This is a genomic window from Humiphilus diazotrophicus, assembly GCF_059726315.1.
Genome location: NZ_AP040870.1, coordinates 1,435,289 through 1,453,922, shown reverse-complemented (window position 1 = coordinate 1,453,922; position 18,634 = coordinate 1,435,289). Strand labels below are relative to the sequence as shown.

14 protein-coding genes are annotated in these 18,634 nt (G+C 52.3%); 8 read left to right on the top strand and 6 right to left on the bottom strand.

The window, feature by feature from the left end; translation table 11 throughout:
- Positions 1-262: 262 nt before the first annotated feature.
- Together AC6I7T_RS07280 and AC6I7T_RS07275 are read right to left on the bottom strand one after the other, a co-directional pair.
- On the bottom strand, positions 263-649 hold the full coding sequence (locus tag AC6I7T_RS07280) for a Fur family transcriptional regulator (RefSeq protein WP_497792680.1): 387 nt from the start codon (positions 647-649) through the stop codon (positions 263-265).
- Between the two features lie 64 nt (positions 650-713).
- Positions 714-1,178, bottom strand: a complete 465-nt coding sequence (locus tag AC6I7T_RS07275; protein ID WP_497792679.1) for a MerC domain-containing protein — start codon at positions 1,176-1,178, stop codon at positions 714-716.
- Positions 1,179-1,667: 489 nt separating this feature from the next.
- Between AC6I7T_RS07275 and AC6I7T_RS07270 the strand changes: the two genes are divergently transcribed.
- Positions 1,668-2,393: an alpha/beta fold hydrolase gene (locus AC6I7T_RS07270; protein WP_497792677.1), complete on the top strand. Its 726-nt coding sequence runs from the start codon at positions 1,668-1,670 to the stop codon at positions 2,391-2,393.
- Positions 2,394-2,569: 176 nt separating this feature from the next.
- Here the strand turns inward: AC6I7T_RS07270 and AC6I7T_RS07265 are convergent, their stop codons facing one another.
- On the bottom strand, positions 2,570-3,223 hold the full coding sequence (locus tag AC6I7T_RS07265) for a response regulator (RefSeq protein WP_497792676.1): 654 nt from the start codon (positions 3,221-3,223) through the stop codon (positions 2,570-2,572).
- 113 nt (positions 3,224-3,336) lie between these two features.
- On the opposite strand from AC6I7T_RS07265, the gene AC6I7T_RS07260 reads away from it, so the two are divergent.
- The 3 genes from AC6I7T_RS07260 (at position 3,337) to AC6I7T_RS07250 (ending at position 8,617) form a co-directional block, all read left to right on the top strand.
- Complete coding sequence (locus AC6I7T_RS07260) at positions 3,337-6,378, top strand: sensor histidine kinase (RefSeq protein ID WP_497792674.1); 3,042 nt, start codon at positions 3,337-3,339, stop codon at positions 6,376-6,378.
- A 182-nt stretch (positions 6,379-6,560) separates the two neighbouring features.
- Entirely contained in the window at positions 6,561-6,695 is a 135-nt protein-coding gene (locus AC6I7T_RS07255) for a hypothetical protein (RefSeq protein ID WP_497792673.1), read from the top strand.
- Positions 6,696-7,723: 1,028 nt separating this feature from the next.
- Positions 7,724-8,617, top strand: coding sequence for a TIGR03435 family protein (locus AC6I7T_RS07250; protein WP_497792672.1), 894 nt, complete (start codon positions 7,724-7,726; stop codon positions 8,615-8,617).
- A gap of 232 nt (positions 8,618-8,849) precedes the next feature.
- Here AC6I7T_RS07250 and AC6I7T_RS07245 read toward each other — a convergent pair whose 3' ends face one another.
- From AC6I7T_RS07245 to AC6I7T_RS07235, 3 genes are read right to left on the bottom strand one after another with little or no spacing between them, the layout of a single operon-like run.
- Entirely contained in the window at positions 8,850-10,868 is a 2,019-nt protein-coding gene (locus tag AC6I7T_RS07245) for a tetratricopeptide repeat protein (RefSeq protein WP_497792671.1), read from the bottom strand.
- Positions 10,865-12,055 (bottom strand): lipid-A-disaccharide synthase, encoded by a 1,191-nt coding sequence (gene lpxB / locus AC6I7T_RS07240; protein WP_497792670.1) that lies wholly within the window; start codon positions 12,053-12,055, stop codon positions 10,865-10,867. Before lpxB ends, AC6I7T_RS07245 begins: the two co-directional genes overlap by 4 nt.
- Before the next feature lies 1 nt (position 12,056).
- Entirely contained in the window at positions 12,057-14,015 is a 1,959-nt protein-coding gene (locus AC6I7T_RS07235; protein WP_497792669.1) for an ABC transporter ATP-binding protein, read from the bottom strand.
- Between the two features lie 148 nt (positions 14,016-14,163).
- On the opposite strand from AC6I7T_RS07235, the gene hemW reads away from it, so the two are divergent.
- From hemW to AC6I7T_RS07215, 4 genes are all read left to right on the top strand, one after another.
- Positions 14,164-15,375, top strand: a complete 1,212-nt coding sequence (hemW, locus tag AC6I7T_RS07230; RefSeq protein ID WP_497792668.1) for a radical SAM family heme chaperone HemW — start codon at positions 14,164-14,166, stop codon at positions 15,373-15,375.
- Positions 15,376-15,398: 23 nt separating this feature from the next.
- Positions 15,399-16,490: a low-specificity L-threonine aldolase gene (gene ltaE / locus AC6I7T_RS07225; RefSeq protein WP_497792667.1), complete on the top strand. Its 1,092-nt coding sequence runs from the start codon at positions 15,399-15,401 to the stop codon at positions 16,488-16,490.
- A gap of 67 nt (positions 16,491-16,557) precedes the next feature.
- Positions 16,558-17,550: a glycosyltransferase family 2 protein gene (locus AC6I7T_RS07220; RefSeq protein ID WP_497792666.1), complete on the top strand. Its 993-nt coding sequence runs from the start codon at positions 16,558-16,560 to the stop codon at positions 17,548-17,550.
- An 82-nt stretch (positions 17,551-17,632) separates the two neighbouring features.
- Positions 17,633-18,601: a quinone oxidoreductase family protein gene (locus tag AC6I7T_RS07215; RefSeq protein WP_497792665.1), complete on the top strand. Its 969-nt coding sequence runs from the start codon at positions 17,633-17,635 to the stop codon at positions 18,599-18,601.
- Positions 18,602-18,634 lie beyond the last annotated feature (33 nt).

The following is an 18,634-nucleotide window of genomic DNA, read 5'->3' as shown; positions in this document are numbered from 1 at the left end:
ATCGACCGATGCATGCACGGTCATGCAGAGAGCGCAGCTATCATGCTGTGCCTGTTCCCGTAGGTGCGTGTGTGTGACCTGCACGATTCCGGCTAACAGGAGGAGGACAATACAGAAGGAACAGAGAATTACCCACCAAGGCTTTTGCGGTCTCGGGTTAGGGTTTCTCATCAGCATTGTTAATCAATATAACTTAATAAAGTACAAAGATCGTAAATCTATTCCCAACGGGAAAACTATTTGCAGCTACGTTGGGATTGCTCTAAGCGTGTGCTGAACAGTCTGCGCACGTGCCATAGAGAAAAAACTCATGGCCGGTTGTACGAAAGCCGCGTGGCAACTTATGTTTGAATTGCACCATGCAGCCCTCCAGTTCATAGAGACGTCCGCAATGATTGCAGCGAAAATGATGATGATGTGCTTTTCCTGCGACCTCGTACCGGGTTGATTCTCCGGGAGTCTCTACCGGTTGCAGCCATCCTTCTTCAATCAATAGCTGAATATTTCGATAAACAGTTGCAATCCCCAGTGTCGGATGATGCTTCTGCGCTCCGGCCAGAGCCTCCTCTGGGGAGAGCGGGCGATTGGCTTCGACAAAGGCATCTCTGATAGCGGACTTCTGCCTTGTATTTCGTTTTTCCGTGGTCATGGCCGTACCAATTGAGATCTATGCTATCAAGCCTGCAAAGATCTTTACTCCACTTCGTACTTCGCTATTCTTCTGCCGATTGCGCCATATTGTTTTCCGTGGTGAAGCTGAAATGATGTTCGCATCCTTGAACGGCACAGGTTCTGCAGAAACTTCGGTTAGCAAGATGGGCCACAACCATCAGCAGGCTCCCTGAAACTGTGATCAATGTTTCTCCGGTTGCTGACAGCACGGCTTCGCCCAGAAGGGCTGCGACCGAAATCAGCGTAATTCCACCGAAGAAGAGGAATAGAACTCTTCGTTTCCGGTGTTGGCGGTATCCACTGCGAAAGGCGAACCATCCTACTAGCCCAATCAGGGGCATGAAGATACGGTGAGTTGTATCGTCACCTGGAAGTTTGCTTAACAATGCTGGGGCAAAAGCAATAAGAAGAGGAAAGATCAGACAGTGAATCAGACAGAGAACTGAGAGTACAACGCCCCAGAAGTCTGCGTTTATGCGATAACCATGTTCTGCTTTCGTCTTCATACATTGATAATGATACATCGTTATCAATAATGGTTCGCAAATATTTCAGAATCTTTTGGGCGCGGCAATTCGTTATTCAGCAACCTGGCCAATTCCCCTTATGCCGGTTTGAACAATGCCCAGTTCCAGCAGCAGCCGGGAACCCAACACGTCTAGATTGCCGTGCTCATTTTGTCGAGACCTTTCCTGCAGGCGAATCTGAGTCGAATTCATTGAGCAGCCTGTTATCGCCAACTGAGGGTTGCGGTACAGGTACAAGTGAGCGACTTCACGGCAAGTGGATAAGCCAGTCTTTTAAGGGTATCCCTCGAAAGAGGGAGGACTAGTGCTTGGTCGAGGCATACGCTGTGACTGTTCTGAGCCGTCTGCGTGGTGCAAGGCATTGCAGATGCGGAAAGAGAACAGCTGTTGTATCCCCACCAGGAAAGAAGTACGGCGCGCAACGGTTGCAGAATTCTATCCCCAAATTCAAAGAACTGGAGCAAACTCATGACCAAGCAACGTAAACCAACCATCGTGTTCTGCCACGGCATTTGGGCCGATGGCTCGTGCTTCAGCAAGGTTATCCCCACATTGCAGGCGGACGGCTATGAGGTCATTGCGGTTCAATACAGCCTGGAAGATTTTGAAGAGGACATCGCTATGGTGAAGCGGACGCTCAACCGAGTTGGCAGCCCTGCTCTCTTGGTCGGGCACAGCTACGGGGGCGCCACCATCACCGCCGCTGGAGTCGATGAGCGCGTCGCCGGCCTCGTCTACATTGGAGCAGTTGCGCCAGATGCCGGTGAGACCGTGCAGGACCAACTCAACAAGTATCCCTCGGATATCTTTTCTCGCGTAGAGGTCAAGGATGGGTACGCCTGGATGCTCCCGAACGGGACCGAGTTTTTCTGCGGAGATCTGTCCGAACAAGAGCAGAAACTCGTCTGGGCGACACATTTTCCCCCTCGCGCCGACCTCTTCACTCGGTGTGCGGTCAAGAGTACCCCATGGAAGTCGAAGCCTAGCTGGTACATCTTATGCCTGCAGGACCATACCGTTCACCCCGATCTCCAACGGTGGGTCTCGAAGCGCATGGGAGCGACTGTGATTGAGGTCGAAAGCAGTCACGTACCCATGCTTTCTAAGCCGGATGTAGTTATCGAAGTGATCCGAAAGGCCGCTGCTACGGTAGCGGAGAAGTTCTCCATGGAACCTGCGGGAACTCTAGCGTAGCCGTGATGCAAAAAGCTGCTACCGCGATGACTGAGAAGAAGATTCTCGATCCGGACATCTTCGTTTTCAGCTGGAAAGGCCTCCGGGGGAGGCCTTCCAGCTGAAGCGGCTTACGGCTGGCTTGAACCATATCCGGGAAGACAGTGCCAGCTCAGGCACGAACTGCAATCTTGCGATTAAGGGAGAGCAAGAAAGCCACGTTGCATCGCAATTTGTACTGCGTGAGTCCGGTCGCTAGCACCAAGCTTGCTGATCACGTTCTTCATGTGACTCTTTACTGTTTCTTCTGTAATGGAAAGGCAATCACCGACGCGCTTGTTCGAATTACCGGCGGCAACCAAGCGCAAGATTTCGATCTCTCTATCCGTCAAGTCGTCTGCTTCGTAGTGTTGCGCCAAGCTATCTGCAATTTGTGGAGGTATACACCGTAATCCTTGATGTACTTCCCTTATCGTGCGAACGAGTTCAGTACGAAGTGAGCTTTTAAGAAGATATCCCACAGCGCCAGCCGAAACAGCTCGCGCAGCCCGTACATCCCCGGAGTAGGTCGTCAAGACAATAATGCGTGCTTTGGGAAATTCACGTCGAATAGCTTCTATAGTCTCGAGCCCTCCCATCCCCGGCATTTGTAAATCTACTAGGGTTACGTCCGGAAGGAGCTTCCTAAACTGTTCTAACGCCTCCTGGCCGCTAGAGGAGGATCCGACGAACTCCATATCTTCCTGAAATTGCAGTGCAAAGGCGATACCATCGTGTACTAACGGATGGTCATCAGCACATAGGACGCGGATCTTATCTTTGGTCGCCATAATCGCGGGGAAGGAAAGCATTCGATCTAGGTGCCAGTGATTTCATGATATCTCAGAGGCAATACGATCAGCCCTCGAAAACGTGTCATGTGAAACCCCATCGTGACCCGGTGCGGTTACGGTGGCGAATTACTGTGAGCGTTCTTTTTCTGTTTCTTGTGCCTCAAGTGGAGGCTTCCGGGCCGGATCCCAGTAGACCAATCAAGCAGATGCGCCATTCCTCGTGGAATGAGGCTTCGGGTCTCGGCGGTGTCGTGTACTCCCTTGCCCAAACTACGGATGGATTTCTCTGGATCGGCACATCGACGGGGCTCTACCGTTTCGATGGATTGAAATTTGAACCATTTCTAGGATCAGCAGGCGATCCCCCGATCCTGGAGGTGCGAGCACTTCTTGGAACCAGCGATGGTGGCCTTTGGGTGGGCTATCGCAATGGTGTCGCCTTCCTGAAGCAGGACACCGCCTTTTTTTATTCGGAGCAGCAAGGAATGCCCTACGGGCGGGTGACTAGTCTCGCGCAGACACCGGACGGTGCAATCTGGGCCGCGCTCACATTATCGGGCGGAGGGAAAGCGGGTGGTGGTCAAAAGTCCATTGCGGGGCTAGCCCGTTTCTCAGCCGGTCATTGGGAAAAGATTGGATCCAATTGGAACTATCCCGCCACTTCAACGGAAAGAGTTCTTGTTGATGGGGAGGGCAACTTGTGGGCTACTGGCGGTGAGTCCGTCCACTTTCTTCTTCGTGGAAAGAGAGAATTTCAGCCGACCTCGGTGAAGATCAGCACATGGAATCAAGTGTGTGTGGGTACAGACGGATCGATATGGATCGCAGATCCGGCTACCCATCATTTTTTTCACTTACCTAAGTATCCGGACACGGGGTATGTCACCATATCCGGCAGGCCTCTGCAAGGTATATACGGCATCCGCTTTGACCGTAGCCGTTCCTTTTGGATAGCGACAGACCGAGGTCTTTTTCGTACTTCTCCCGGGCTGGTTGATGAACGTCGAATCATCACCACAGACCAGTTCGAGAAAGATCAATTCCGACTGGCAGATGGTCTCTCCAGCAATGAGACGAACGTAATCTTCCAGGATCGGGAGGGCAACCTCTGGGTAGGCACAACCAACGGATTAGATCGATTCAGCGATCGAAGCGTGACACAGATCAATCTGGGACATACCCCGTCAGACCTTATTGTTGGGCCGCATGCAGAGGTATGGGCCAGTCAGTATAAGGCCTCTCCCTTCCTGATCCCCTTACACGAGAGCAAGCCATATCGCCTTAGCACTTGGTTCACGCGAACTTTTTACATGGATCGAAGAGGCACGCTTTGGGCATCCATGCAGTCTGATCCAAGCTGGGAAAGTCGCGCACTTTGGATGGATCAAGACGGCAGGTTAACGAAGGTGCCTTCGCCCCCTGGCATCAAAGGACCCCTCATCGATGGAATCGTTGCCGATGCGACAGGACGCTTGTGGATGAGCATCAGTGGCTATGGTGAGTACACCTTGAAGGATGGCAGATGGGAGAGGGTTCCCGTCTTCAACGGAAGCGATCAAAATATCTCTCCGGATACTGAATTCATCGACGGACTCGGGCGCGCATGGCTTGTGTATTATGCCCGTAACACCGTCGTTTCGATCAATGGTACAACGCGCACCTTCTTTACTCCTGATCACGGACTTGATCTGGGAAATCCAATCGCTGGAGGGGCATCTGGTACACAGGTGTGGATCTCTGGCACAAGGGGACTTGGCGCTTTCGAGGGGAAACGATTCCAAGCTATCCAGGCTATAGACGGACAGCTTTTCGAGAATGCAACCGCAGTTATTCCAACAGAGCACGACGGCCTCTGGCTCAAAGGGCCGACAGGCGTCATACAAATTCCAGAAAACGAATTAGCAGCCTTCTTTCGCGATCATTCGCACGCGGTGCAATATCGGAGCTTTGATGCTGCAACTGATTTCGGTACGCAACTAGGGCCTCCCAGATCATCTGCATCCGATACCGGGGCGGTGCTCAGTGGTGACGGCAAGCTGTGGTTCGCTGTATTCGGCGGAATTGCCATGATCGATCCGGCTCATCTTGCAAAGAACGATTTGCCGCCCCCTGTCTTCATCAGTGCTTTGCATGCCAATGGACGAACCTATTCGACCTACTACGATCTGACCCTCCCAAAGGCCACGCGTGAAGTCTCGTTTGACTATACAGCGCTGAGTCTTACCTTATCGGAACGGAATCGCTTCCGTTACCAACTTATCGGTTTAGATAAGGAATGGAAAGACGCTGGAACACGCAGGCAGGCTTTCTACACCAATCTCGAACCGGGTACCTATACGTTCACCGTCATCGCGGCAAATAATGATGGTGTCTGGAACAACACGGGTACCTCAATAACTTTCAGAATTCCGCCGACCTTTCTCCAGACGATCTGGTTCCGAACTTTGTCTGTTTTGATCTTCGCCATGCTTCTTTGGGCGTTGTTCCTGATCCGCCTTCATGACATGAACAAGCAAACTGAGGCGAGGCTTCGCGAACGCCTTATCGAACGTGAGCGGATAGCAAGAGATCTCCACGATACTCTGCTTCAGGGATTCCAAATGCTCGTCCTTCGATTTCAGGTGATTACTGACACGTTATCACCCGATAATCCTGCGAGAAGATTGCTCGAGGAGAGCTTGACGCGTTCCGAGAGGGCCTTACAGGAAGGGCGTGACAGGGTTAGCGCCCTTCGGTCAGAAGCTGAATCTGGTGATGATTTGGCAGCTGAAATACGCCGATTTGGTGAAGACCTTAGTTCAGGAAGTACGACGGCTTTCCACTTTTCTGTGAAAGGAACTCCAACAGCTCTGCAAACCGTTGTACACGAGGAAATACGCATGATTGCCCGTGAAGCAATCGCCAACGCGTTTCGGCACGCTGGAGCCGTTACGATCAAATGTCAAATTATCTTCTCGCGCCGCCACTTGGTTTTCGTGTGCAGCGACGACGGGTGTGGTATTCCCGAAGACGTGTTTGGGAATAAGAAGACTCATAATCATTGGGGACTAGTCGGTATGCAAGAGCGTACTCGAAAGATCGGCGCAGTGCTGCATATCAGCCCTGCGGATCCCCGCGGCACCAGAATCGAGCTCAAGTTGAGGGCAGCGACTGCCTATGCCAGAAGCATGTAATCGGAGCCGGTTCACTTACTGAAGCGATTACGCCAGTAATTCACGAGGGTATGTACTTTCAACACTCTTCATGCAACAGAGCTGTTCTTCATCTCGGCCTTACATTCTGCCTGAAACACTCCCAAATGCCGATTTTAGAATGCTCGTGCTTTGGACTTTCCTCGAAAGAGGGAGCGCGCGACATGCTACAGTTCCTCCGCGACGGCAACGCTTTGTTAGCAAGCTACATGCGTGCGACCGATGAAGCCTGCGATGCCGCTAGCGATCTTGCTACGGCGAGTCTTCTGGAGAACTGGATCGACAGGGCAGAGGGATAAGGTTCACCAATCTGCACCGAGAGCCCAAGATATGGCCTTGCGGCGGGTGAAGACGGAGGCGCGTAGACGAAGAGCAAAAGCGCAAGGATCGGACGAAGTCGTGCGTGCGAGCTAAAGAAATGGTTCTTCCGCATCCTCAGGTGCATCTTTGGTTCGGTGAAAGTCCGTTTGGCACAAGTGTGTCCTTCTGGAGGGAAAATCCCCCCTCACTCTGCTTTTGAACCCGTTATGTTAAAGCTTTGCTCCACTACTTAATAACTCAATTACAGCTCAATGTTTTTCAGCAGTTCCCTGGCGAGTGTTGATGTTTATCTTGTACGAATAACAGAAGCAAGCAGGTGAATCATGGAAGAAAATCAGAGATCCGTTTTTTCGGGCACGCATGGCAATTTGCTTAATTCCTCCAGCCTTTGAAAGACATTTTCTACTAAATGCCTCCATTTGTACTTTCCTCCATCATGAGAGGCTGGATGCCCCTCTCCTCTTTCAAAGACTCGGACGATGACGGATAGCTCAATCGCCCGAACTCATTCGGAGTTACCGAGGTCCTAACTCATAATCCAGTACGCCGCATCGGGCCGGTAATCTGATCAAATTTGGTAGCGCGCTATGACAACGTTTAACTACTTACCCGGACTTGGCTCTTTTGACAACGATTAACCCTTGACATAGCCTTGGCTCGTGTCTAGGATGATAGCGCTTTCAGTTTGTACAAAGACCAAAGCAGTTACAGAGCAGAGAAAGCACCGAATGCTCCTTCCTGCCATATCCACCCTTGAGATATTGATGCGATGGGCGCGTAATACAGCAGTTGAAAATCTGGAGCGTCGATATGTAGATCTCGTCCTTTAATGGCAGATTGAGCCGTTGTTGTTTCCCCGTTGAATGAGCGCGGTAAGATCGCGTGCTTGATCGCCTCAATAAGCAGGCATTGTCACTTCAAAAGTAGTATTCTGGCGCGCGCCGGTGGTGCTGGTGCACTGAAAGCAAGTATCGGTAGATGCCGAATACGAGAAAGGAAAATCTGCGTGTTGCGAACAAAACACCTGTCAGCCCAATCCGTTCTAGCTCGCGTGTTTGTGGCTTCTGCTTTGATGTCGCCCATTATCAACGTCTCGCTGATGGCGGATGCTCAGCAACGTTCCACCCTGCCAACAGGGAAGGTCCCCTCAAAGAGCAAGCCTATGAGTTTTGAAGTCTTTTCGATTCGTCCGAGCAGACCTGGAACCCCGCAGGGAGGAACAACCGCTATTCTGCCGAATGGGTACGCGGCAAGGGGTCAATCGCTTTGGACCACCATCATGGTGGCCTATGTTCCGGGCGACATGACGTATTGGACTAACAACCAAATTACAGGTATGCCCTCTTGGGCTACGAAGTTACTCTATGACCTTGAGGCTAGGGTGTCTGTCAAGGATGTTGAGGCGTGGAAAAGACAAGGATCACGCCATGAGATGCTGAGCGAGATGTTGCAGTCAGCGCTGCGGGAGCGCTGCAAACTTGCGGTGCACCTGTCATCAACCGAAGTATCATCCTTTGCTCTGATGGTCACAAAACATGGACCCAAGATGAAGAGAACTGTTGCAGGAGTTGCCCTTCCCAAAGGCAGTATTCCTGTGTCGACCGGCGGTGCCATTAGCTTCTCAGGTGCGGGGAGTACGATGGAGACACATTTTTATGGTTTTTCGATGGAAGGGCTCGCAGGATATCTATCTCACTATTCTTCACGCCCGATCGTAGATAAAACCGGGCTCACCGGGGAGTATGATTTTGTCCTTGCGAAACGAGGCGAGCATACGGACTCTGAACCAGAACAATCAAGCGAATTGTTCGTAGATGACATTGGACTAACGCTAAAGCCGGTGAAGACTTCTACTCGGACAGTTGTAATCGATCATCTTGAGATGCCATCGAGCAACTGATATCACAGTCTCCCAATCTTCTGGTCTGAGCGAGGTTGCTCTTTTTTACCAAAGCTTGAACGATGTATCGACTTTTTAACCGCATTGGTGAGAACGGTTTTCTGCGAAAACGACTGCGCAGAATTAGCAGCAAAATCAAACACTGTACTAACCTAGGCCACATCCTTGTACGGCAGGTATATGGCCTAGAGTTTCTGAAAGTGCATGTTGCTACAACGAAGCTTATCGTTATCTATTCGCTTGACTCTGTTCGTTTATAGGGTGTTTGCAGATACTGGCGCGCTTCGTTTAGTGCGCCCTGTGTGTTGTCGTTAGTCTGCAACGCTTGGCGATATTCGTTTACAGCGCGGTCTCTCTGACCTGTGACATCGAAGATCTTGCCAAGTTGGATGTGGCTCCAGACTTCAGTCCAGCGTGGTTCTCCATCCCCGCGAAGCGAATCACGATAGGCGTTAGCGGAGGCCTGATAGTTTCTTTGCGTAAAGAGTGCTTCGCCGATACGGTAGCTGGCCAGGGAGCTTTGTGGGTTTGCCGTCAGTGCCTTTTGGAATTCCTGCAATGCACCGGCAATATCACCTTGTGCCACCATTTGCTGACCACGGAGAATCGATACTCGAACACGCAGGTCTGGATTATTCTTCAACAGCCAGTTGTCAGGATCGATGGTAATGTGACGAGGCCGTCCAAAGGTATCGACCGTGTACTGTGAGTTTGTTCCCACTACATCGACTTTTTGAATTTCAGTTTTGCCGTCTGTTTCGATACGCAGTTCCACTGGCATACGGAAGAGATCGAGGTCCTGATTGACCTCACCGATGGTGCGGAAGCCCTTGTTGTTGCCCAAACGATAGACAGCGTACTTATTGTTGAACTGCGGAGCTCCGGTACCGTCGAGCCATTGCGCGAAAAAGGGAGTGAGCTGCTGTTGTGACTGTGCCTCGGCGACTTTCTGGACGTCACTGGTACGAACTCCTTTGTCCGTGTACTGGGAAAGAACACCGACGAGGGTTTTCTTGAAAGCGTCGTCGCCAAGTTGCCAGCGGAGCATATGCCAAACCATGCCTCCCTTATCGAGAGTCATCGACTGATACTCGGGAGAGAAGGGATTCAGGCGCCCAACACTGCTCAATGGAATGGTGTCATAGGCCAGAGCTCCTGCCGAGATATCGAGTACCGCAGCAGATAGGGCGGCCTTCCCACTCTGTTCTTCCACATACATCAATTCGCCATAGCGGGCCATTCCGTTGGTGATCCAGCCATCGTTGAGGCTCATTGGACTTACCTGGTTACCCCACCACTGGCGGGCCATGGTGTTGGCGAGGAGGCGGGCGCTTGCTTTATCTCCGCCAGTATGTGCGCCTGAAATTGCCGCCAGCTCCGGAGCCCAGAAGGCTGGAACAGTATCGTCCGGCAACTCAACCACGTTCAGGCGATGAGATTCGGGTACGCCGAAGAGGTTGGTGAAGAATTCAAATTCCTGGGCGGCGGTTTGTGCCAACCCGGTGGCATCCTTTTGACGGTCCTTTGTCAGATAAACGCGAACATTGGTTGCGCCGGAGACAGCCGAGGGTTCGTCAAACCTGCCGGCAATGATGGTTCCTGGAAAGCCCGGCTTTGTCCAGTTAAAGTCGAACTGCATTGCCGACTTGCCGTTGGCAGTGACTGGACGGCCGGCTCCAAGACCTCCGCTGCTCAGGACCCGATATCCCGATGGAATCCGAATGTGCATTTCCGCCGTAAAGCGGTTGATGAGATAGCCGGTCATGGGGAACCAGCGTCCGGGATAGAGCAGATAGCTGATCGGATCGTTGATCGCTATCAGCTTGAGCCCTTCAACCGGCCCGTCTTCGGATCCAGTTAACGTTCCTTCATATTGGAAGGTCCAGGTGGTGGCAGTCCCCTTGGTTAAGGGAGCGGTCGGAGTCAGGCGAATTGTGGCATCTTGGCCCCTTTCTCCTGAGAGGATCTTGCCGGATTGATCGGTTACCTTGGATACCCGCAGGGAATTGTGCAGTTGGAAAATGACCGTATCGAGATTGTCCAGCGGGGTAAAGGTAACTTTGGCGGTAGCCGCAAGGTGATGCGTTGCAGGATCCAAATCCGCATCAATGACGTAGCCGTTGACTTGCATACCGGGTTTCTGCGCGTACAGATGGGGCGCAGAAAGAAGGCATGTGGCAGCGATGGCCACTGAAGCAAGGACAAGGCGGCGGAGAGAATTAGAAAATCCAGTGTAATTGACCATTTTCATCGTGCAGGGCTCATGAACAGATCATTCTGGTTCTGTTGGATCAACTGCATTGTGATGCCGGCGGCGCGTTCGATAGCCGTTTGACGCGAGTCCGGCGTTCGACCTAGTTTAGTTGCCACCATAGCCAGGTCGGCAATCATTTGCTGTCGCCGGTTTTCATCATGCAACAAAGCGCGCAGATGTCGGGCGACATTGTCAGCGGAGAACTCATCCTGGATTAGCTCCGGAACTACCTCCCGTTCGGCTACCAGGTTCACCATAGCAACAAATGGTACCGTGACGATGCGTTTGGCTATGGCAAAAGTAAGTGAAGAAACTCGGTAAACAACCAGGAAGGGATTACCAATCAAGGCCGCTTCCACCGTGGCCGTGCCGCTGGCAACTATACTCGCGCGGGAGTGAAAGAGCACTCCCCGAGCATCTTTTACGAGAGTGACCTGTAATCCTTGGGCCTGATTGGCCAGCATCGAGCGTAGGTGTGCTACCGCTTTCTCCGTCAGTGTTGGGGCAATGGGTAGCAAGAATTCACAGTCTTCCCCTAATTGTTTTGCAGCTCGAAGCATCTCTGGCAGATTCAGTTGGATCTCTTTTGCGCGACTGCCCGGAAGCAATCCTATCCATTCCTTGGACGGATTCAGGCCATATTCGAAAGCGAAGTCTTCCCGGCTGATGGAGGGAAGGGGCAGGTCGGCCAATGGGTGCCCGACGTAGGTTGCCGTGACTCCATGTTTCTGGTAAAAGTCCTCTTCAAAGGGGAAGATCACCAACATCCGATCTACGTCACGCTGCACAAGACGAATGCGATGCTTCTTCCATGCCCACAGCTGAGGGCTTACAAAGAAGATGACTGGGATTCCGTGCTCATGAAGATGCCTTGCCAGCTTAAAATGAATATCCGGAAAGTCGATCAGAATAGCGACATCTGGGGGATTCGACAGTACGTAGCTCTTTAGCTTGCGATACTCGCCATAGATGCGGGGCAGATGCCGGACTACCTCGGCTATGCCCATGACTGCGACATCCTCCGAGCGGACGATCCGTCTAAAACCGAGAGCTTCCATCCTTTGGCCACCCATTCCAAAGAACTCTGCGTCCGGAGCCAACCGGCGTAATGCTTCGATGAGAAGGGCTCCGTAATGTTCACCACTAGCCTCTCCAGCGGAGAGAAAAATCCTTGGTGCTCTCATCTCAATTTGCTCCCGCTGGAAGTTGCTGCGGGGCAGCTTCCATTCCTATAGGGGAAGGAAGTTCTTGGTCCTTGTACTGTAGCTGATAAAGCTTCCAATAAATACCACGTTTGAAGAGTAATTCCTGGTGAGCACCCTTTTCCCGGAGCTGCCCCTTGTGCATGACGAGAATCGTATTGGCGCGTTGTACCGTGGATAACCGATGAGCAATGACAACCGATGTCCGTCCGACGACCATGTTCTCCAGGGCAGAGCGTACCCTCAACTCGGTGTCGGTGTCGACGCTGGAGGTCGCCTCGTCCAGAATCAAGATGTGTGGATTGTGGGCCAGGGCTCGGGCAAAGTTAATCAGTTGTTTCTGTCCGGTAGAGAGTCCGTTGCCGCGTTCTCTTACCGGCTCATTGAACCCTTCGGGCAAAGATTCGATGAAGTCCAGGACATTTACGTCATCCGCTGCGCGCCGCATCTGTTCGTCTGTAATCCAATCCGATCCGAGGCGAATATTTTCGGCAATGGTTCCAGTAAACAGGAAAGGATCCTGAAGGACGACTCCGAAATGACGGCGTAGCTCCGTCAGGTCCTGCTCACGGACATCGATACCATCGACGAGGATCTGTCCCCTCTGTACGTCGTAGAACCGCATCATCAGGCTGGTAATTGTCGTTTTTCCGGCACCGGTATGACCTACGATGGCCACTGTTTCTCCTGGTTCGATGACGAAGGAGACGCCTTTGAGGATCCACTCGATATCGGATGCCTTTGCGAGTTCTTCGACCGATGCGGTGGCGATGCGGTGTTCCTGTTCTGGAGTCAGCTTTTGATAGGTAAACCAGACGTCACGAAATTCGATGCGGTTACTGTTATCTCCGCGCTTCGTCGATGCGGGGGGAAGGATTTCCGGCTCGGTATCGAGCAGCTTGAAAATACGCTCACAAGCCGCCATTGCCGATTGGAGGATGTTGTACTTCTCGCTCAGGTCCTGGATCGGGCGGAAGAAGCGCTGGGAGTACTGCATAAAAGCGACCAGGATTCCGAGCGAGACTCCGCCTTGAATTACGCTGTTGCCCCCTAGCCAGATCACCAAAGCGATAGCGATAGTACTCAGCATCTCGACAACGGGGTAGTAGTAGGCATAGGCCAGGATGGTGTCTTTAAAGGCCACCATGTGCTGCCGGTTGACTTCCTCAAAAGCCCGGAATGACTGCTCCTCGCGATTGAAGAGCTGGACGACCGTCATGCCGCTGATATGTTCCTGGGTATAGCTGTTGATCCGGGCAATTGCCGAGCGAACCCTACGGAAGCTCTCTCGGACGTGCTTGCGGAAGACGTGGGTTACCAACAAGATCAGAGGCAGGACCGAGAAAGCGATGAGGGCAAGCCACCAACTCATACTCAGCATCACGATCACGATACCGAGTAGTACGAAAATGTCCTCGAAGATCGAGAAGATGCCGGAGGTGAACATCTCGTTAATGGCATCCACATCGCTGGTCAGTCGGGTGACCAGCCGACCGACAGGATTTGTGTCGTAAAAGCCGACATGCATCCGCTGCAGATGGCGGAAGATCTGGCTGCGCATATCGAACATGACCTTCTGCCCGGTCCACTGCATCATGTACGTCTGCAAAAACTCGGAGCCGTAACTGAGAAACAGGGTGCCGAAGAAGATTAGCGCCAGCTGTGTGATTCCGAGAACAGGATTGGGGCTGAGATGTCGCGCGAGCCATCCCGTCGACGCATCTGGGTGGCTGGTCAAATACCGATCGACCGCGACTTTGGTTAGGAAAGGTCCCAGAATGTCGCAGCCGGATTTCAGGAAAACCGAGAGAATCGACAGGATCGTCTGGAGCTTGTAAGGGCGCAGATACTTTATGAGTCGCCACGTCAGCCGAAGGTCATAGGCTTTGCCGGTTATGGCATCTTCCTGCGAGGGTTTCTTTTTCTGTTGCTCGTCTGCCATGGCCAAAGGTTTATTTTACGGGTCTCTACAAGGAGCCTTTCATATAAGCTCACTTTTGTTCAAATTAAATGACTTAGAGGACATTGCGGTTGAACACCCCGGTTCTTGCGAAAACCGCCGTGACACAATAAATAGATAAGGGCAGGTTGTGGATACACTCGGAATCTATATTGCAGTTCCTTTTTGCCGATCGAAGTGTACCTACTGCAACTTCGCATCGGGAGTCTATCCGGAGAGCTATCATCAGGGCTACGTAGAACGGCTCATCGAGGATCTTCATTCCGCCCGTAGCTTGGCCGAGCGTCAGGGTGCAATTCTCCCGGAAGTTGTGGACTCCATCTATTTGGGCGGTGGCACCCCCAGCATTCTCTCACCGGAGTTGATTCAGCGGCTATTCTCATCGCTGCGACGTGAATTTGCGGTGCTGCCGAACGCCGAAATTACCTTGGAAGCTGCTCCCGGACAGATCGAAGATGCTGTCTTCGACACGATTGCAGAGTGCGGGGTAAACCGGATCAGTTTCGGAGTGCAGTCTTTTATCGACAGAGAAGCTGCCGTAAGCGGACGCCTTCATTCCCGGCAAGCTGCATTAAGGGATATCTCCAGAGTACGGGAACGGGGTATTTCTTCGTTAAATATTGATTTAATTGCCGGTTTGGCCCACCAGAGTATTGAATCCTGGAAGGAATCCCTTTCCGTGCTGCTAGAGACCGGAGCTCCTCATACCAGTATCTACATGCTGGAGGTGGACGAAGATTCCCGGTTGGGGCGGGAAGTACTGGAGCACGGCTCCCGCTATCATGCGGCCTCGGTTCCGCCCGACGACGATATCGCGGAGATGTATTCTCTGGCCATTCAAACACTTGGAAATAATGGAGTTAGGCAGTACGAAATCTCGAATTTTGCACTTGAGGGATATGAAGCCCAGCACAATCGCAGATATTGGGAGAGAAAGCCATACCTCGGCGTAGGAATCGATGCTTCTTCCATGTTGCGGATGCAGGATGGGGGCGTTCTCCGAGCGACGACCACTGACGATCTGAAGAGGTATCTGGCAGGAGATATCGGAATTGAAGTCCAGCGTCTCGGTCGAGCCGCGCAGCTGGAAGAGGCCTGGTTCTTAGGGCTCCGGATGATGGAAGGTGTTTCTGCCGAAGCACTGAAAGAGGAATTTGGCACTGAAGCAGTATCGCCTACCTTAGCGGTGGCCGAAGAGCTGGTTCTCTTGGGGCTGCTTGAAAAACGGCAAGAATCTTGGTCTCTCACTCCTCGCGGCAAATTACTATCAAATGAGGTCTTTCAACGGTTTATAGGACTGGCAGAAGACGACACCCCCTCAAAATTTCCAGTTTTAGCTTGAAGAGAGATAACGCAAGGAGAGTCATGGCAACTGAGCCCTTGGTGACTACGTCGACAGAATCCTATCTGCCTACTCAAAAAATCGATCTTCGTAGTGATACCGTTACCTGCCCTACTCCGGAAATGCGTGCCGCGATGGCCGCTGCAGAGGTTGGTGACGATGTCTATGGCGAGGATCCTACCGTAAATCTTCTGGAGGCCAAGGCGGCAGAGGTCTTCGGTCGAGAGGCAGCTCTCTTTGTCCCAACTGGCACCATGGGAAATCAGATTTCGATCCGGGTGCATACTCAGCATGGCCAGGAAGTCATCTGCGAATCCCGTGCCCATATCGTGGATTGGGAAATGGCTATGGCCGCAGCTTTTTCTGGCTGCCAGCTGCGGACTGTTTATGCGGAACGGGGCATTTTGACTTGGGAGCACATCCGTCCGGCTATCTTCAAGAAGAATCCCCATCACGCCGATACGGGCCTGATTTCTCTGGAAAACAGCCATAACATTGCCGGGGGAAGTGTCACTCCACTGGCTACTTTTCAAGAGATTTGGGAGGGAGCTCGTGAGGCTGGTTTACCCCTCCACCTGGATGGCGCGCGGATTTTCAATGCTGCGACGACCTTGAATGTTGGGGTAAAAGAGCTGACCAAAGGCTTCGACACCGTCATGTTCTGTCTTTCCAAAGGACTTTGCGCGCCGGTTGGTTCCATGATCGTGGGAAGCCGGGAAATCATCCAGAGAGCTCGAGTTTTCAGGAAATCGTTAGGCGGAGGCATGCGTCAGGCAGGGATACTGGCTGCGGCCGGCCTGATTGCTCTTCAACAGATGACGACACGCTTGGCTGAGGATCATGCCAATGCACGGTATCTTGGTGAGGCAATTTCCCGGATGGAACATGCGGAGATCGATCTGGAGGGAGTCCAGACGAATATTGTGATCTTTTCTCTGACGAAACAGGGCAATGCAGCTGCTCTGGTCGAGAAGATGAAGCTTCGGGGCGTGTTGTCCAACCCTGTCGGTCCTCATGCCGTTCGTTTTGTTACTCATCACGACGTGAGCCGTGCGGATTGTGTAGCTGCAGCTGAGATTTTGGAAGAGGAATTGACGCGACTTTATCAAAAGTGATCTTTATCACCCGGGCTTTGCTAATCTGAGCCTTTTCGTAATCTGCGGAGTCTATAATTGAGTGAGCATGCCAAGGTATTCCATCGTAGTTCCTTTTCATAATGAGGAAGAAAACGTCACTGCTCTGTATGACCGGCTGAAGGCCGTTATGGAGCAGATCGGCGAAAGCTTTGAATTGGTCCTGGTTGATGACGGTTCCAGTGATCGTACTTACAAGTTGCTTGAAGAGATCGCCGCTGTTGACAGCCGGGTTCTCGTCGTGAAGCTTCGCCGTAATTTTGGCCAAACCTCCGCTCTCGCTGCTGGTTTCGACAACGCGCAGGGCGATTTCATTCTGGCCATGGATGGTGATCTACAACACGATCCTAACGAAATCCCGAATTTTCTTGCGAAGCTGGAAGAGGGGTACGACGTTGTCAGCGGATGGCGCAAAGAGCGCATCGACAACTTCGTTATGCGCCGCATTCCCTCTCGCTGCGCGAATTGGCTGATGGCTAAGCTTTCGGGCGTGGACATTCACGATTTTGGGACCACGTTCAAGGCTTATCGCCGTGAGGTGATTCACAATATCCCGCTGTATGGCGAAATGCACCGGTTTATTCCGGCATTGGCTTCATGGTACGGAGCCAGTATCTGCGAAATTCCGATTAAGAATGTGAATCGTGAGCGCGGAAAGAGCCATTACGGTATCTCTCGCACGTTCCGCGTTTTCTTCGATCTGCTGACGATTCGGTTCCTGCTGAAGTATATGAGCCGTCCGTTGCACTTCTTCGGGACCTTCGGAGCGTTGGGCATCGTGTCCGGCTGGTTAATGGCGATGTACTTGCTCGCCTTGAAGGTGATCTCTCCACACCAGAACATCATGGATCAGCACGGGCCGCTGTTTGTGATCGCCGGAGTTCTAATTGTTGCCGGGATACAGCTTCTGGCCATCGGTCTTCTTGGGGAGCTGCAGGTGCGGCATTACTACACCGCATCCCATCGCTCTCCATATGCGATCGACCGCCTGGTTCGCTTACGTGCGCCGGAAGAGCCAAGCATGTTGCGAGATGATGGCTGACTCTAAAATTTTGAAAATGAGTTCACTTATTTCAACGAGGGCCTTGCAAATAGCAAGGCCCTCGTTGCATTCTGGCGCTGCCATGAAAGCGATCCAAGTTACTCGTCCCGGAGGACCTGAGGTACTGACTTATACGGATGTTGCCGCTCCGCAAGTAGGGGAAGGGCAGGTTTTAGTCCGTGTTCAAGCTATCGGTGTCAACTTTATCGACGTTTATTACCGTGAAGGCCGCTATAAGGCAAATCTGCCCTTTATTCCAGGGGAAGAGGGCGCAGGCATTGTGGAGCAGGTAGCTCCCGGTGTTGAGCGCTTTCGTGTGGGAGACCGCGTAGCCTGGGCAATGGACATGGGCAGTTATGCCGAGTTTGCTGCGATTTCCGCCGAAAAGTTAGTAAAGATTCCCGAGGGAGTCGAGAGCCGTTTGGCTGCTGCCGTGATGCTTCAGGGAATGACGGCTCATTATCTTTCACACTCGACCTTCCCGCTGAAGGTCGGAGATACAGCGTTGGTTCATGCTGCCGCCGGAGGTGTCGGCTTATTACTGACACAGATGGCTTCCCATCTTGGTGCTCGCGTGATTGCCACAGTATCGACGGAGCAAAAGGCCAAATTGGCTTATGAAGCAGGAGCGAGCGAGGTCATCCTCTATACTCAGACAGATTTCGAGACGGAGACGAAACGTCTGACAAATGGCCGTGGGGTAGATGTGGTTTACGACTCCGTCGGCAAGGACACCTTCCAGAAATCGCTCGGATGTCTACGTCCACGTGGTTTGCTGGCTCTCTATGGCGCGTCGAGTGGAGCTGTTCCTCCCTTCGATCTGATTCAACTCTCCACAATGGGTTCGCTGTTCGTGACCAGACCCACATTGGGGGCCTACCTGCAGACCCGGCAGGAGCTGGAAGAACGTGCTTCAGCTGTTCTGAATTGGGTGGCGGGCGGAAGGCTGAAGGTCCGGGCCGAACACTCGTATCCCTTACAGGACGCGGCGCAGGCGCATCGCGACCTGGAAGGTCGTAAGACAACAGGCAAATTGTTACTGGAAGTTTAAAACGCTGATTTTGTGGTTCGGTGAACCTACTCT

Excerpts from the sequence above, each read along its gene's own strand:
- AC6I7T_RS07235 (WP_497792669.1), bottom strand. The coding sequence starts at position 14,015 with ATGGCAGACGAGCAACAGAAAAAGAAACCCTCGCAGGAAGATGCCATA.
- AC6I7T_RS07245 (WP_497792671.1), bottom strand. The coding sequence starts at position 10,868 with ATGAAAATGGTCAATTACACTGGATTTTCTAATTCTCTCCGCCGCCTT.
- AC6I7T_RS07275 (WP_497792679.1), bottom strand. The coding sequence starts at position 1,178 with ATGAAGACGAAAGCAGAACATGGTTATCGCATAAACGCAGACTTCTGG.
- AC6I7T_RS07255 (WP_497792673.1), top strand. The coding sequence starts at position 6,561 with ATGCTACAGTTCCTCCGCGACGGCAACGCTTTGTTAGCAAGCTACATG.
- AC6I7T_RS07270 (WP_497792677.1), top strand. The coding sequence starts at position 1,668 with ATGACCAAGCAACGTAAACCAACCATCGTGTTCTGCCACGGCATTTGG.
- AC6I7T_RS07280 (WP_497792680.1), bottom strand. The coding sequence starts at position 649 with ATGACCACGGAAAAACGAAATACAAGGCAGAAGTCCGCTATCAGAGAT.
- AC6I7T_RS07215 (WP_497792665.1), top strand. The coding sequence starts at position 17,633 with ATGAAAGCGATCCAAGTTACTCGTCCCGGAGGACCTGAGGTACTGACT.
- lpxB (WP_497792670.1), bottom strand. The coding sequence starts at position 12,055 with ATGAGAGCACCAAGGATTTTTCTCTCCGCTGGAGAGGCTAGTGGTGAA.
- AC6I7T_RS07265 (WP_497792676.1), bottom strand. The coding sequence starts at position 3,223 with ATGCTTTCCTTCCCCGCGATTATGGCGACCAAAGATAAGATCCGCGTC.
- ltaE (WP_497792667.1), top strand. The coding sequence starts at position 15,399 with ATGGCAACTGAGCCCTTGGTGACTACGTCGACAGAATCCTATCTGCCT.
- AC6I7T_RS07220 (WP_497792666.1), top strand. The coding sequence starts at position 16,558 with ATGCCAAGGTATTCCATCGTAGTTCCTTTTCATAATGAGGAAGAAAAC.